This is a genomic window from Microcoleus sp. N3A4 (assembly GCF_036701805.1).
In the GTDB taxonomy this organism is placed as follows: domain Bacteria; phylum Cyanobacteriota; class Cyanobacteriia; order Cyanobacteriales; family Microcoleaceae; genus Microcoleus.
Window position 1 is genome coordinate 1 of sequence record NZ_JAUBRJ010000115.1, and the last position, 13,504, is coordinate 13,504.

At 43.7% G+C, this 13,504-nt stretch carries 12 protein-coding genes; 6 read left to right on the forward strand and 6 right to left on the reverse strand.

Annotated features, from left to right (window positions below; genetic code table 11):
• Nucleotides 1-235: 235 nt before the first annotated feature.
• A complete protein-coding gene (locus QUA56_RS34710) occupies nt 236-523 on the reverse strand; it encodes a PIN domain-containing protein (protein ID WP_333368017.1) in 288 nt (95 codons plus the stop codon).
• Nucleotides 524-637: 114 nt separating this feature from the next.
• Entirely contained in the window at nt 638-865 is a 228-nt protein-coding gene (locus QUA56_RS34715) for a hypothetical protein (RefSeq protein ID WP_333368020.1), read from the reverse strand.
• Between the two features lie 208 nt (nt 866-1,073).
• Here QUA56_RS34715 and QUA56_RS34720 point away from each other — a divergent pair, with 208 nt between their 5' ends.
• The gene (locus QUA56_RS34720) at nt 1,074-2,726 is read left to right on the forward strand and encodes an FAD-dependent oxidoreductase (RefSeq protein WP_333368023.1); all 1,653 of its coding nucleotides are present in this window, start codon (nt 1,074-1,076) and stop codon (nt 2,724-2,726) included.
• A 53-nt stretch (nt 2,727-2,779) separates the two neighbouring features.
• Here QUA56_RS34720 and QUA56_RS34725 read toward each other — a convergent pair whose 3' ends face one another.
• The gene (locus tag QUA56_RS34725) at nt 2,780-5,047 is read right to left on the reverse strand and encodes a hypothetical protein (RefSeq protein ID WP_333368026.1); all 2,268 of its coding nucleotides are present in this window, start codon (nt 5,045-5,047) and stop codon (nt 2,780-2,782) included.
• Nucleotides 5,048-5,245: 198 nt separating this feature from the next.
• Entirely contained in the window at nt 5,246-5,623 is a 378-nt protein-coding gene (locus tag QUA56_RS34730) for a GxxExxY protein (RefSeq protein ID WP_333368029.1), read from the reverse strand.
• Nucleotides 5,624-5,780: 157 nt separating this feature from the next.
• Here QUA56_RS34730 and QUA56_RS34735 point away from each other — a divergent pair, with 157 nt between their 5' ends.
• The 4 genes from QUA56_RS34735 to QUA56_RS34750 all read left to right on the forward strand — a co-directional run bounded on the left by QUA56_RS34735 (nt 5,781) and on the right by QUA56_RS34750 (nt 9,910).
• Nucleotides 5,781-8,504 carry a valine--tRNA ligase gene (locus QUA56_RS34735; protein ID WP_333368033.1) on the forward strand — a complete coding sequence of 908 codons (2,724 nt, stop codon included), beginning with the start codon at nt 5,781-5,783 and terminating at the stop codon, nt 8,502-8,504.
• Between the two features lie 189 nt (nt 8,505-8,693).
• Nucleotides 8,694-9,005, forward strand: a complete 312-nt coding sequence (locus QUA56_RS34740; protein ID WP_333368036.1) for a DUF433 domain-containing protein — start codon at nt 8,694-8,696, stop codon at nt 9,003-9,005.
• The gene (locus tag QUA56_RS34745; protein ID WP_333368039.1) at nt 9,006-9,353 is read left to right on the forward strand and encodes a DUF5615 family PIN-like protein; all 348 of its coding nucleotides are present in this window, start codon (nt 9,006-9,008) and stop codon (nt 9,351-9,353) included. It abuts the gene before it with no gap.
• A gap of 74 nt (nt 9,354-9,427) precedes the next feature.
• Nucleotides 9,428-9,910 (forward strand): hypothetical protein, encoded by a 483-nt coding sequence (locus QUA56_RS34750; RefSeq protein WP_333368042.1) that lies wholly within the window; start codon nt 9,428-9,430, stop codon nt 9,908-9,910.
• 90 nt (nt 9,911-10,000) lie between these two features.
• On the opposite strand, the gene crtB is transcribed toward QUA56_RS34750, so the two are convergent.
• Together crtB and pds are read right to left on the reverse strand one after the other, a co-directional pair.
• Nucleotides 10,001-10,930, reverse strand: coding sequence for a 15-cis-phytoene synthase CrtB (gene crtB / locus QUA56_RS34755; RefSeq protein WP_333368045.1), 930 nt, complete (start codon nt 10,928-10,930; stop codon nt 10,001-10,003).
• A 92-nt stretch (nt 10,931-11,022) separates the two neighbouring features.
• Nucleotides 11,023-12,396: a 15-cis-phytoene desaturase gene (pds, locus tag QUA56_RS34760; RefSeq protein ID WP_333368048.1), complete on the reverse strand. Its 1,374-nt coding sequence runs from the start codon at nt 12,394-12,396 to the stop codon at nt 11,023-11,025.
• 520 nt (nt 12,397-12,916) lie between these two features.
• Here pds and QUA56_RS34765 point away from each other — a divergent pair.
• Nucleotides 12,917-13,180, forward strand: coding sequence for a hypothetical protein (locus tag QUA56_RS34765; RefSeq protein WP_333368051.1), 264 nt, complete (start codon nt 12,917-12,919; stop codon nt 13,178-13,180).
• Nucleotides 13,181-13,504 lie beyond the last annotated feature (324 nt).

Consider the following 13,504-nt stretch of genomic DNA (forward strand, 5'->3'; position numbering starts at 1 on the left):
TTTACTTTTCTATATATTTGTTCAGATATTTTCACTGATTTAGCTATTGATTTAGCATAGTAAGTAAGGAAGAACCAATTATTGTAGCCGATCGCCCTTTCCGACACCAGATATCTGAGAGGCGATCGCACCCCCCATCCTTACCCACATCAATAGCCCTCCCAAACCAGTAACACTGGCAAAACCGCTAACAACAGTTGCCGGAAAAGTTAAACTTGCGCCGAGTGACTCAGATTTACCAAATTGTGTCTATACTAGATAATTGAATCCGGCGATCGCGACTAATAACGGGTAGATTAAGATACAAAGCAGTAGCAGCAATAATGCGATCGGGCAAATCGGGAATTTGCGATCGGTCAACTTGCCTTAAAGTCAAAGCTATATTGCGATCGAAAGGAATTTCAACCAATAACGCATCATCGCTCTCAACTTCTCTCAATAATAGATCGAGAGTAGTTGAATTAATCCGCCCTCTCTCGCTCAGATAGACAATTTCTGCTAATGTAATTGATGAAAAAGCCACCTAATTTCCCTCGGCAGCTATCTCTTCTATGGTCATTCTAGCAGTCACCGAAAGTCGCTTTCTCGGCAAATATATACCAGATCACAGTATGAGTATCAGCTACAGCACCCAGCATTAGAAATCCTCCCTTGGGAAATTCGCCCATTCTTCGCTGCGAGCTTCATCTATATCAGCGGCAGAAGGTGCAATTCCCAAGTCAGCACATAAACCCCACAATGATTTGCGGGGAGTCGGCAGAACAACTAATTCTCGTTCTATTTCAGGAACTATCCACTTAATCAATCGTAACTTTTCGGCTAAAGACAAGTGCTTGACAAGATTTAAAACCGCCTCAAAAGTCATGTTTTTTATGTTTCAATTTGTGATTGATGTAATTGTAGCATTTTGGCTGCCAAGCACAGCATCACCAGGTTTGGGTTGAGAAGATTCGTTTACCACGGTTCCCGGAAAAGTTAAAACTGTGTTGAAACTATCTAAACGTGCTATATTCAATTCCGTAAACCCTGAACTGCGCTTTCAGGTATTGCAAATTTATAAACGAGTCAACTGAATGCTCTCTACTTTCAAGAAATTAGCTTCAATTGCAATCTTCTTTGTCGCCGTAAAACTTTTAATTAATTATCCACCTTTCAGAGAAGCAGAAAATTATATCGCAAATAGAAACCCAGCAAGTGCCACCTTAGACACTGGAACTCTGCAGCAAAAATCCAGCAGCCCGCCTCCAGTACCTCGCAAAAAATCACCGGAGCAAAAGTTTGATGTAGTAGTATATGGTGATGAAGTACCGGGGATATGTGCGGCGATATGGGCTAAGAAAACTTTAGGCGCAAAGGGCAAAGTTGCGATCGTGCGATCGAACTACGGAAGTGCTCCTTTGGGCGGCTTACTCACCCGCGGCGGTTTAGCTTACATCGATTTAGATAAAATCCCCGATTGGTACCGCCAACCCTACGCCCAATGTTTTAAGGAATTTTTAGAGAAAGCGAATGCGCCCGAATCTTGCTTAGACCCAAAAATGGCAGATCGAGCTCTCAAACAGATGCTTTCAGCAGCCAAAGTCAAAATTATTTCCAACTCAACTCTTACTCCCCAGGTCGTAGATAAAAAAATTGAATATGCCGAAGTAAAAGGCAGCAATCTAATAATTAAAGCCAACTCTTTTATTGACGTAACTCAAGACGCAGAATTCGCCAGAAAAGCAGGGTTATCTTATTATACAGGATATGAATCTCAAAATATAAAATCCAAAAATGAAACTTTAGCTGTCTCTGTAGTTCCGAGAATTACAGGTATAACAATGTCGGAATTCCGCAGCATAGAAGATGAAATTCTCTACAATCGGCCTTTGGTAAAAAAGATTAAAGAAAGCATTATGAAATCTAAAGATCCGGCTAGTACAAAATTCTGGATGAGGAATTTTTGGAGTACCATCTATCAGCCGTATACAGACGGCTACGACATCCGAAGCGTAGCTATAGGAGCAGCTTATCACATAGACAAAAATATGCCCTTTAGTCAAAATAAAGGATTCTTTTTTGATAAAGCCAATGTCTGCGTTTATAAAAAAAATTTGCTGTCATGGAACGGGTTTCTGTTTAAATACCAAGTTGACCAAATAATGAAGATGGAAGCTAACGGCAGAAAACCAACTCCTGAGATGGTTAAAGAAATGTCATCTCTCCAAGAATGGCTACAAAAGAAGTCTGGTAAAGATGTGAGAGTATTTATTCCTGACGAGGTTTATATCAGGCAAACTTTGAACGTTCGCGATGTGGTAGATCCGCTGACGGGGCAGGAGATTATCAAAGGGGGAACTGCACCCTCCAAGTCGATCGGCAGTTTTTCCTACGATTTCGATATGCGGGGCGGAGTCAAGAATTTATCTGCGAGAATTCCGCCGCTGCCCGTGTATAATTTCGGCATAGAAAGCGCTTTGGCTAGCAAAGTCAAGAATTTAGCCATTGTCGGGCGATCGTCCGGTTATGTCGGTATGGCGGTATCCGTCGGGCGAATTGCGACGGTGAATATTTATCAAGGACAAGGTGTGGGCGTGGCGGCTGGTTTGGCTAGCAAGTTCGGCGTGCCGCTGAATACGATTACTTCGGCTGAAACGAAACAAACTCTGGAGACTTTAACGGGGAAAACTACGTATTTGTCGGGGAGAGATACGAGTTATGGCGTGGATTATAAGGAGGTGAAGTAATCGAGATATAAGAGTCGCCCGTGTTGCTATATATGTTAAACCCCGCCTACAAACTACAAACTTTGGTTTTGGGGTTTCTTAAGATAAGCTTTAGCCCAAGCGTATCGTGATGGGTCTTTTTTCAGTAGATATTCTACCACTTCCCGGCGCTTATTCTCATTCTTAGCATTCCTAACCACTCGCTTGATTTCGGAATCCATATCTCTGGGGTTAGCGCCACGTTTGATGGCCTCATTAAACCAAGAATCTCCCTCTAAATATTGACCGCGCTCATAACAAATTGCTCCCATTAAAGTGTAAGGGTGATGGCTCTCAGGTTGGTACTCAATCGCTCCTTTCGCACATTTTTCGGCTTTATTCAACTGCTGAATATCTCGATAAGCTCCACCCCTAGTTGTCAACAATGCAGACTTGAGCTTTTTATCTTTTACCATATCCCAATCCAGATTATCTGTTAGTTTTAATGCTGTTTGAGACTCGTCAGCTTTGCGCCAATGACTGCTAGCACTTGGCAAGTTCCATCCGTTTTTAGTTCTATAAAACTCCTGCTCATAAAAAATTGCTTCAATTTTATGGTACTCAATGGTAATCTTTTCGTTAGGGTATAAAAGTTCATTTTCTGTCAGCCAAGCAACATCTGTTGCTTCCAGCCTCTCTTGTCGATCGAGCTTTTGCAAGATTAAGTATAAATTGCTATAGGGAGATTTGTCCTTATAGTCGGAAACATTATACTTCGCCCTCAAAGAAGTAAAGTGCTTCTGTGATTCCCGCTCTTTAGCGATTTCAATAACCTGATTTAGGCTATGCTTTGAAAGCCAGTTAACTTCTGCATTACTTGGCTGTTTTCCTGAATCAAGTTTCTTCAAAATTTGATAGAGTGGACTAGAGAGAGATAAATCCTCATACTGGGTTGCTTGATATTTAGATTTCAGAGCCACAAAGTGTTTTTGCTCCTGAAGCTCTTCGGCAATGGCAATTGTATCGGTAAGTCCATGCTTTTTCAGCCAGTCTATGTCTACCTGAATCAGTTTCTGCTTTGATTCAAGCTTTTGCAGGATTTTATATAGCTTGTTAGAGCCTGATGAATCCTGGTGTTTGCTTGCTTTATACTTATCTTTAAATTGGGATAGTTCATCTCTATGCACAGCCTCTCGCTCTTGAAAAATGGCAAAAGTTTCTAAAAGTTGCTGCTTTTTAAGCCATTCACCATCTTGAGTGTTTAGGCGCTTGCTTGTCTCTAGTTGCTTGAGTATTTTATATAGATGACTGGAGGGAGATGTATCTTGATGTTGAGCGGCTTTATATTTTATCTTAAGCTCAGTCAAGTGCTGCATTTTCTCAACATGAGCCGTCAAATTTGAAAAATCCTGCGATTTCAGCCATGTTATATCTGAATTAATCGGTAGCTCTCCTTTATCAATTTTACAAAGGATTAAATACAGGCGATTAGGAATAGATGAATCCCAGCTATTTACTCGATATTTTACCTTTAGCTCATAAAAGTGCTTCTCTGCTTTTCTTTTTTTTTCGGCTTCTTGTTCACGAGCAATCCTTTCTGACTCTCGTTTTTGATAAATTTCTAGTGAATAAAATAGTCGGTTATTCTTTAGCCATTCAATTTCTGATGCAATTAGCTGCTTACCCCTATCCATCTTTATGAGAATGGGATATAGAGGACTAGACAAAGAAGAATCCTCATGTTTGGTAGCTTTGTATTTTAACTTAAGCTGGGAAAATTCGGTGGCTTTTTTTCTTTCTTCTATTTCTTGTTGCCGAGCCAATTTTTGTAACTCTTGTTTCTGGTATATTTCTAGCGGTTGCACCAAATTTTTAGTCTTTAGCCAGTTGACTTCAGAATCAGATAAGGTTCTCAAGTTTTGAATATTTTTCAGAATTTGTAATAGCAGAATATCGCAATTATAGTCTAAATAGGTACTGATTTTGTATTGCTTTTTTAAAATATCTAATTGATTTTTAATCTGAGTTTTTTGCTCCTGTTCTGTTCGGATAAATGCGATCGTCTCAAACAGGCGCTCTTTTGTGAGCCAGTCAATATCCACTTGATTTAGCTCGCCGCCTGATTCAACTTTGGTTAAAATTTGATAAAGAGGATTGGATGATGGATAATCATGTGTCTCGATCTCTGAAAACCCCTGTTTGGTCAGCATAGTCATTTCCATTGAAGTCAGACTTGTTCCTGCATCACGTCTTTTCAGGATGCTTGTCAGAATGCCAGTAAGATTATTCCGAAGCTTAATTACTTTATATTTAAGTTTGAGAACATCAAACGAAAGTCCTGGAGTTTGATATCTGTTATTCATTGCGATCCTTAATTATTGCAAGTTGTTTTACCAGTAGGACTAAGGCCAAAAGAAAACCGGTTTCTCTGCAAAATCGTGCCTTTCTCCGAGAGAAGGCGGGTTTTGGATTAGGGATTTCTGTCAATCAAATAAGATATTAAGAGGATTTAACCGCAGAGGGCGCAGAGGGCGCAGAGAGGAGAGGGATGAGAGGGTTTGTTAGGAGAGGATGAGGCGGCGGATTCCTTCTTTTAAAAAGCGGACATTAAAGTTGATGAGAAGGGCTAGAGGATAACCAGTCATTTTCAGGTACGAAATAACTTGAGCTTCATGGATAGGAAGTATAGTTTGGACAGACTTTAATTCAACAACGAGAGTGTTGGCAACCAGCATATCGTATCTGCCTTCCCCAACCAAAACACCCTTGTACAGGACATTCACCGTCGGCTGAGGATCAAAAGGAATTCCCCGGAGAGCGAGTTCTTCACGCAACGAATTCTCATATACCGCTTCCAAAAACCCCGGCCCCAACTCCTTATGAACCTCCATAGCCGCCCCAATCACAGCATAAGTCAACTCATTCAGATCATCTTCCAACTCTCTTCTCTCCTCTTCTCAAACCAATAATCACAATCATAATCCAAAACCCTCCCAACACTCTTCCCTCTGCGCCCTCTGCGCCCTCTGCGGTTCAAAACTCTTCTCCTCCCTCTCCTGTGGCACAATCTAAATAAGATCAAACTCTCAAGCCGCCATGACCGCAAACCTACCCCCCCAATACGACCCCAAAGCCACCGAAGCCAAATGGCAAAAATACTGGGAAGACAACCAAACCTTCAAAGCTGACCCCGAAAAAGGTGGCGAACCTTACTGCGTCGTCATTCCGCCGCCCAACGTGACCGGCAGCCTCCACATGGGACACGCTTTTGAAGAGACGCTGATTGATGTCCTCGTCCGCTATCACCGCATGACTGGACGCAATACCCTGTGGTTGCCGGGAACGGATCATGCTAGCATCGCAGTTCAAACTATTCTCGAAAAGCAACTCAAAGCAGAAGGCAAAACTCGTCACGATTTAGGCCGAGAAAAATTCTTGGAACGGGCCTGGGAGTGGAAAGCTGAATCGGGCAATACTATTACTAATCAATTACGCAGTTTGGGCGTGTCTGTTGATTGGTCGCGCGAACGCTTTACGATGGATGAAGGCTTATCCGCTGCGGTTTTAGAAGCGTTTGTCCGTCTTTACGATGAGGGGTTGATTTATCGCGGCAATTACTTGGTGAATTGGTGTCCGGCGAGTCAGTCTGCTGTGTCGGATTTGGAGGTTGATCAGCAGGAAGTTGACGGGCATTTGTGGCATTTCCGCTATCCTTTGACGGACGGTTCTGGTTATTTGGAGGTGGCGACGACTCGGCCGGAAACGATGTTGGGCGATACAGGGGTGGCGGTGAATCCACAGGACGATCGCTACAAGCATCTTATCGGTAAAACTGTGACTTTGCCGATCGTCAATCGGGAAATTCCCATCATTGCTGATGAGTTTGTCGATCCGACTTTCGGAACTGGTTGTGTCAAGGTGACTCCCGCCCACGATCCGAATGACTTCGAGATGGGTAAGCGTCACAACTTGCCGTTTATTAACATTATGAATAAGGACGGCACTTTAAATGAAAATGCCGGAGAGTTCCAGGGACAAGACCGATTTGTTGCCAGAAAGAATGTGGTGCAGCGGTTAGAAAATGACGGGTTTTTGGTTAAAATAGAAGATTATAAGCATACAGTTCCCTACAGCGAACGCGGCAAAGTCCCGGTCGAACCTTTGATATCTACGCAATGGTTTGTGAAGATAGATCCTCTTTCTCAACGCGCTTTAGAAGCATTAGATCGAAGTAACTCACCAGTCTTTGTTCCTGAAAGATGGACAAAGGTTTATCGGGATTGGTTGGTGAAGCTGAAAGATTGGTGTATCTCCCGCCAATTGTGGTGGGGACACCAAATTCCGGCTTGGTATGCTGTTAGCGAAACCCAAGGAGAAATTACTGATACGACGCCGTTTGTGGTGGCGAAAAGTGAAGCTGAAGCTAGGGAAAAAGCTACGGCTAAGTTTGGTAATGACGTGCAGCTAGCAAGAGACCCAGATGTATTGGATACTTGGTTCTCGTCTGGGTTGTGGCCTTTTTCCACTTTGGGATGGCCGGACGAAACTAAGGATTTGGAGTTTTACTATCCGACAACTACTTTGGTTACAGGTTTTGATATCATCTTTTTCTGGGTTGCTAGAATGACGATGATGGCCGGACATTTTACTGAAAAGATGCCTTTTGATACTGTTTACATTCACGGTTTGGTGTTGGATGAAAACGGTCAAAAAATGTCTAAGAGTAAAGGAAATGGTATCGATCCGCTGCTGTTAATTGATAAGTACGGGACTGATGCTTTGCGCTACACTTTGGTTAAGGAAGTGGTTGGGGCAGGTCAAAATATTCGCATGGAGTACGATCGCAAAACTGATGAATCGAAATCGGTGGAAGCTTCGCGGAATTTCACGAATAAGTTGTGGAATGCTGCCAGGTTTGTGATGATGAATTTGGAGGGACAGACGCCGCAGCAGTTGGGAAGTCCTTCTGTGGAAGCTGGGTTAGAATTGTGCGATCGCTGGATTGTTTCTCGCTACAATCAAGTTGTGCAAGAAAGCCGCAATTGTTTGGAAAGTTACGGTTTGGGGGAAGCGGCGAAGGGACTTTATGAGTTTATTTGGGGCGATTTCTGTGACTGGTATATTGAGTTGGTCAAGTCTCGCTTGCAGCAGGATGCTGAACAAAATTCTAAGAAAGTGGCACAGCAAACTTTTGCTTTTGTGTTGGAAGGGATTTTGAAACTGCTGCATCCTTTTATGCCGCACATTACTGAGGAAATTTGGCACACTCTGACTCAAACAGGTGACGATCGATGTTTGGCTTTGCAAGCTTATCCAGAAGCTGATATCTCGCTAATTGATGCTGATTTGGAACAGCAGTTTGAGTTGTTGTTCGGTACTATTCGCACTATTCGCAATTTGCGGGCAGATGCTGATATCAAACCCAGTGTGAAGGTGACGGCGATTTTGCAAAGCGAAAGCGAGAAAGAACGTCAAATAATCTCAGATGGAGGCGTTTACATTCAGGATTTGGCAAAAGTCGAAAATCTGACAGTTACGGCTAGTTTGGATGCAGATTTGGGACAGACAATTGCTGGGGTTGTCGGTACTGTGCAAGTATTGATTCCTCTGGCTGGGGTGGTGGATTTGGGGGCTTTGCGTGCTAAGTTAGAGAAGAAGTTGAGCAAGGTGGAAGCTGAAATTAAGCATACTGCGGCGCGTTTGACTAATCAGAAGTTTGTGGATAAGGCTACTCCTGATGTGGTTCAGGGGGCGAGGGATGCTTTGGCGGAAGCCGAAAAACAGGCGGAGATTTTGCGCGATCGGCTAAAGTTGTTTTAATAGTTGACTGTTGACTGTTGACTGTTTTTAGTCAATTTGTAGGCTGCGTGAGGGCGAAAAATCTGGGAATCCCAAGGAAAATATTGACTCTCACGCACCGCGGGCGCGATCGGCTATAATCCAACAAGATGTTACAATATCTTTCCTTTTCAACTTAACTATTTAGCGATTTTAGTTTGGGATATCATTATGCTATCAATAATTTATCCTCATATCGAGAAAGTAGAGGGTCAACCCGCACGGTTGCAGCGAATTCCCCGCGTGCGGGTTGTTCAGATTGTGATGGATTATCTAGCTTACGGTTGGTCAGTGGAAGAAATGTGTCGCCAGCATCCTTATTTGATGCCGTCGGAGACTCATGCAGCGATGGCTTATTACTTCGACTTTCAAGCTGAAATCGATCAGGAAATTCGCGCAGAATGGGATATGGTACAACAGGAAAAATCTCTGCTTTCGCCTTCACCATTTTTTGTGAGAATGCGATCTAAGGGGTTATTGTAAGTGGCAATTTCTCTGTACATGGACGTTCACATTCCGCAAGCAATTACCGAACAGTTGCGCCGTCGCGGTGTGGATGTTTTGACTGCGATCGAAGATGGTGCGACAGAATTGCCGGATGATGAACTTTTGGAACGTGCCACTGTGCTAGGGAGAGTATTGTTTACTCAAGATATCCGTTTTAGGGCAATGGCTCAAGATTGGCAGCGTCAGGAAAGACAGTTTGCTGGTTTGATATTTGGACATCAGCTAGGCGGTACGATCGGACAATTTGTTAAGGATTTGGAACTCATTGCTTTAGCCTCGGAATCTTATGAATGGATGAATGCTGTTGAGTATATTCCTTTTTAGGACGATCGCACTTCTGTGTGAGAAAAATAGTAAAAATTAGGTCAGACAAAAATAACCAACAACAAATAACCCTTATGCTATATTTAGCCCAAGTACAAAATCAGGAAGTTTTAGGCGAATCTTCCCTGCAATTGTTCGCTTGCCAAAATTCTGATGATACTTGGGCTATTCTTACTGAAGAAAGTTTCTTGACATTACCTAAAGATTTTGCTCAAAATCAAATTAACTCTGCAACTAATATTTTAAATGAAGGGATGCTAGTATTAGCAGATATTGGAGAAAATAGCAAGGTTTTGCATATTCAAGCAGCTACAAACTGGGTGCTAGAATTAGTTGAGAAATATTTAACAACAGGCTTTACTCCCGATTTTTTGCAGCAAGAAGCCCAAAAAGCAGAAGATTGGCGGCAATCTCTCACTTTGCAAAGTCAAGAATTGTCTCGCCGCTTGATTGAAGTTGAAGCCCGCCGGGAACAAATTCAAAATTTAGAGGCAAAACTCCAGCAGGAAAAGCAATTGCTGGAAAGTTCGATCGATCAATTGAAAACAAACAATTGAAAACAAAATTTGAATCGGCCGAATATAATTCTGGGCTATACAAACAAAGTCCGCCTACGCGGACTAAGATAAAAGCAAAATTGCCTGCGGCTAAAGCACTTTGGACTTCAGCCAAGCGGCGGGGAGACACAGCAGTTTCTGAGAATTGCGAACATAAGCCCGCTTCTGAAACACATCGTACTGATTGCGTTCGATCGCATTTAAGATGTTGCTGTAGAGCATGGTAGCAGCCCAAACAGTCCAGCGGATATCGGGACTGAGCACTTTAATTCCGGGCTCGGCGCTAGCGTATAATTTGCGAGCTCGCTGAATTTGAAACCGCATCAATTCCCGCCAGCGGTTGTCAATGACACCGTTGAATAAATCTGCTTCGGTGTAGTTAAACAGCGCTAAGTCTTCTAAGGGAATGTAAATGCGGCCGCGGCGGGCGTCTTCTCCGACATCGCGCAGAATGTTAGTCAACTGCTTGGCAATACCGAGGGAGATGGCTTCTTCTTTGGGAATTTTATTGCCCCAGTGCCAATTCCACTTAGCAGCGGGATTCGACTCGTCCACACCCATGACAGACATCGACATCAGCCCGACAGTACCCGCTACTCGGTAGCAGTAAAGATTGAGCTCTTCAAAAGTTTCGTAGCGGCTGCGGTACAAGTCCATTTGCTGGCCCGCAATCATTTCCCGAAACGGCTGAATGTCGATCGGGAAACGAGACAGCGTATCCACCAAAGCTACGTCGTAGTCGTCGTGAGGATGGCCGGCAAACACAGATTCTAGGCGTTTTTCCCACAGATTGAGGGTTTCAGGGGTCGTTGCATCAGAACCAGGCCCGTCTACGAGTTCGTCGGTGCGGCGGCACCAGACGTAAATCGCCCAAATAGCCCGACGCTTGGCTTCGGGCATGAGTTGAGTGCCTAAATAAAAATTTTTGGCATAACTCGCCGTGACTTGGCGGCACAGTTCGTAGGAGTCATCCACAGAGGCCAGAGTTCTCATGCACTGGAGTTTTGACAGTTGCAGCATCCGAGAATAAGAAATTTAAAGATTAGAACTGACATTCCCCCGTTTAGAAAACGGGAGATTTTTTTACGTCTTTATGAAAAATTCTTAATTTTTCATTTGTTATTGGCCGTCGAAATAGCCTGCGCTGTCAGCTTACCAGAAAGCACGGCACCTTCCATACTCGCAAGATAACGCTGCATCGTATAATCCCCCGTTAGATAGAAATTGCTAATCGGAGTTATTTGAGAAGGACGGCACTGCTGGCGTCCGGGAGTGGCTTTGTAGACGGAACGTGGGGTTTTGACTACGTGATATTTGAGCAGTTTGGCTGGTTCTGGGATTTGATCGGGAAAGAGTTTTTCTAACTCGATCATTGTGGCTGCGACGATATCTTCGTCAGATTTGCCTATCCAGTCTTTGGCAGGTGCGAGTACCAGTTCCAGCATGGATTTGTCTGGGTTGGCATATTCGCGACAGGTGTTGCTCATGTCGGCGTAGACGCTCAGCAGGGGCGATCGCGAGAACAGCAAATGGTCGATGTCAGTTAGCTTGCGATCGAACCACAAGTGTACATTAATGACGGGTACTCCCTCCAAGCCTTCGAGCTGTTTGAAATAATCCATTTTGCCCCAAGGTTCCGGCATCATTAACTTTAGCGGGTCAACCGGCATCGCAGAAACGTAAATATCTGCCGTCAGAATTTCTGAATCTGCCCCTTTTACCCCCCGAATGTCGAACCCGCGCACCGTGTTGTCATCGTTGAGCAAAAACTCTTTGATGGGTGCATTCAGCCGTACTTCACCGCCGCGCTCAGTTATGTAGTCTACCATCGGCTGACACAACCTCTCTGTGGGGGAACCGTCTAAAAAGGCCATTTTCGAGCCGTTTTTCTCTTGCAAGAAGCGGTTGAGGGCTGTCAGCAGTATGGTTGCAGATATTTCGTGGGGGTCGATGAAATTGAGCGCCTTGGACATGGCGATGAATACTTCTTTTTCGACTCTGGGGGGGACGTTTTGCTTTTTGAGCCAGTCGGAAAACGAGTATTTGTCCATTGCTTCGACGTATTTTTGACCCTGAAGCATCGCCGGAATCAGGCCGATGCCAAAGCGGATTTTTTCGGGCCAGGTGAGCATATCGTTGTTGCCCAGGATGGCTGCGACGCCGTTGAAGGGGGCGGGAATGTCGGGAAAGTCAAAGCGCGAATAAGTGCCGGGGTTGTTTGGCTGATTGAAAATCATCGAGTGTTGTTTCCATTGCAGCCTGTCTTCGATGTCGAGCTCTTTAAACAGTTGGAGCATATTTGGGTATGCACCGAAGAAGATGTGAAGGCCGGTTTCGTACCAGTCGCCGTCTGCATCTTTCCAGGCGGCTACTTTGCCGCCGAGTACGTCCCGACTTTCTAGGAGGATGGGGGTGTGGCCCGCGTCGGTAAGATATTTAGCGCAGGAAAGTCCTGCTAAGCCTGCTCCGGCGATCGCAACTCGCATTTGATACTACTTGGCCTCTGTGTTCGCTTCGGTTTAATTATACTTTACAACTCGTTACAATATTTTGTCATTCTGTAGGGACACGGCAGTGCCGTGTCCGGCGCGGGGAGGACACCGCACCGTGCCGTTTCCCTACCCGTTACATTTTGATGCGTTTATGATTGTTTGATTCAGAAGTCGGGGATCTGCGGGCAATATCATTATTGATCAATGTCCTGTTTTATAAGACGCAATACTTCAGTATTAACGTAAATTTAGCAAGTTTTGCTATCATAAATTAAGAGCAAGTTTTGATAAATTGGTTAAATTTATGGTACAAACAATTCAATCGCGAATGTTGCACTGAATGATTGGGAAACCCAATTCAAAATAGAGTGGATTGAGGATGACCAATTCTTTCGCTAGTGGCAAGATGATTTGCCAGAAATCCGTGATTGTGAAAAACAACGATTAGACAGAGTGAAAGCAAGTTACAGGAATTGCCTCAAACATCCACCCCCTGCTCGAAAATACAGTCAAAATGGTAGTGCTGTCTCCATTTTTGGATTTAGCTGATTTTTATCTTGCTCCTTTTCACGTTACTTCAGAAAAATCTGTAGAAATTCTTGACGAAGATGAAGGAACGATCGTGAGGGGACAGTTGGATGTTTTGGCTTTATTTCAGAAGTTTTGGGTAGTAGTTATCGCATCTAAGAAAGCGGCGTTTTCTTGGGAGGTAGGGATGCCGCAGTTATTGGTTTATATCCCACATTCCGCACCCCCAACTGGCACATACGCGGATTGAGGAAGTAAAAGTGAATCATCGGAGATAATAATGAGTAAAAACACCCAAAAATTTGTGCAACTATCGCATCATCCAGTTAGGAATCCCTAAAAATTGACGTGAGGGCATGAATTAAATCTTATTAGCCCATAAAACGTCAAAATTCAGACCATTAACAACTATTAATTCCCAGTATATATCGCCCGCATTATGACAATTGTACATCATTGCTGAATCAACAATTATTTAAATGTGAGTTAGTTTTCTGAATCAATATTCAACTTCATTTCACAACAAGAAATAATAAGACCGACAGGTGACTGGAAACAAATTTAATATAGCCAA

Coding starts and splice junctions, on each gene's coding strand:
- QUA56_RS34725 (WP_333368026.1), bottom strand. CDS start 5,047: ATGAATAACAGATATCAAACTCCAGGACTTTCGTTTGATGTTCTCAAA.
- QUA56_RS34750 (WP_333368042.1), top strand. CDS start 9,428: ATGCTATATTTAGCCCAAGTACAAAATCAGGAAGTTTTAGGCGAATCT.
- crtB (WP_333368045.1), bottom strand. CDS start 10,930: ATGCTGCAACTGTCAAAACTCCAGTGCATGAGAACTCTGGCCTCTGTG.
- QUA56_RS34740 (WP_333368036.1), top strand. CDS start 8,694: ATGCTATCAATAATTTATCCTCATATCGAGAAAGTAGAGGGTCAACCC.
- QUA56_RS34715 (WP_333368020.1), bottom strand. CDS start 865: ATGACTTTTGAGGCGGTTTTAAATCTTGTCAAGCACTTGTCTTTAGCC.
- pds (WP_333368048.1), bottom strand. CDS start 12,396: ATGCGAGTTGCGATCGCCGGAGCAGGCTTAGCAGGACTTTCCTGCGCT.
- QUA56_RS34735 (WP_333368033.1), top strand. CDS start 5,781: ATGACCGCAAACCTACCCCCCCAATACGACCCCAAAGCCACCGAAGCC.
- QUA56_RS34720 (WP_333368023.1), top strand. CDS start 1,074: ATGCTCTCTACTTTCAAGAAATTAGCTTCAATTGCAATCTTCTTTGTC.
- QUA56_RS34765 (WP_333368051.1), top strand. CDS start 12,917: ATGGTAGTGCTGTCTCCATTTTTGGATTTAGCTGATTTTTATCTTGCT.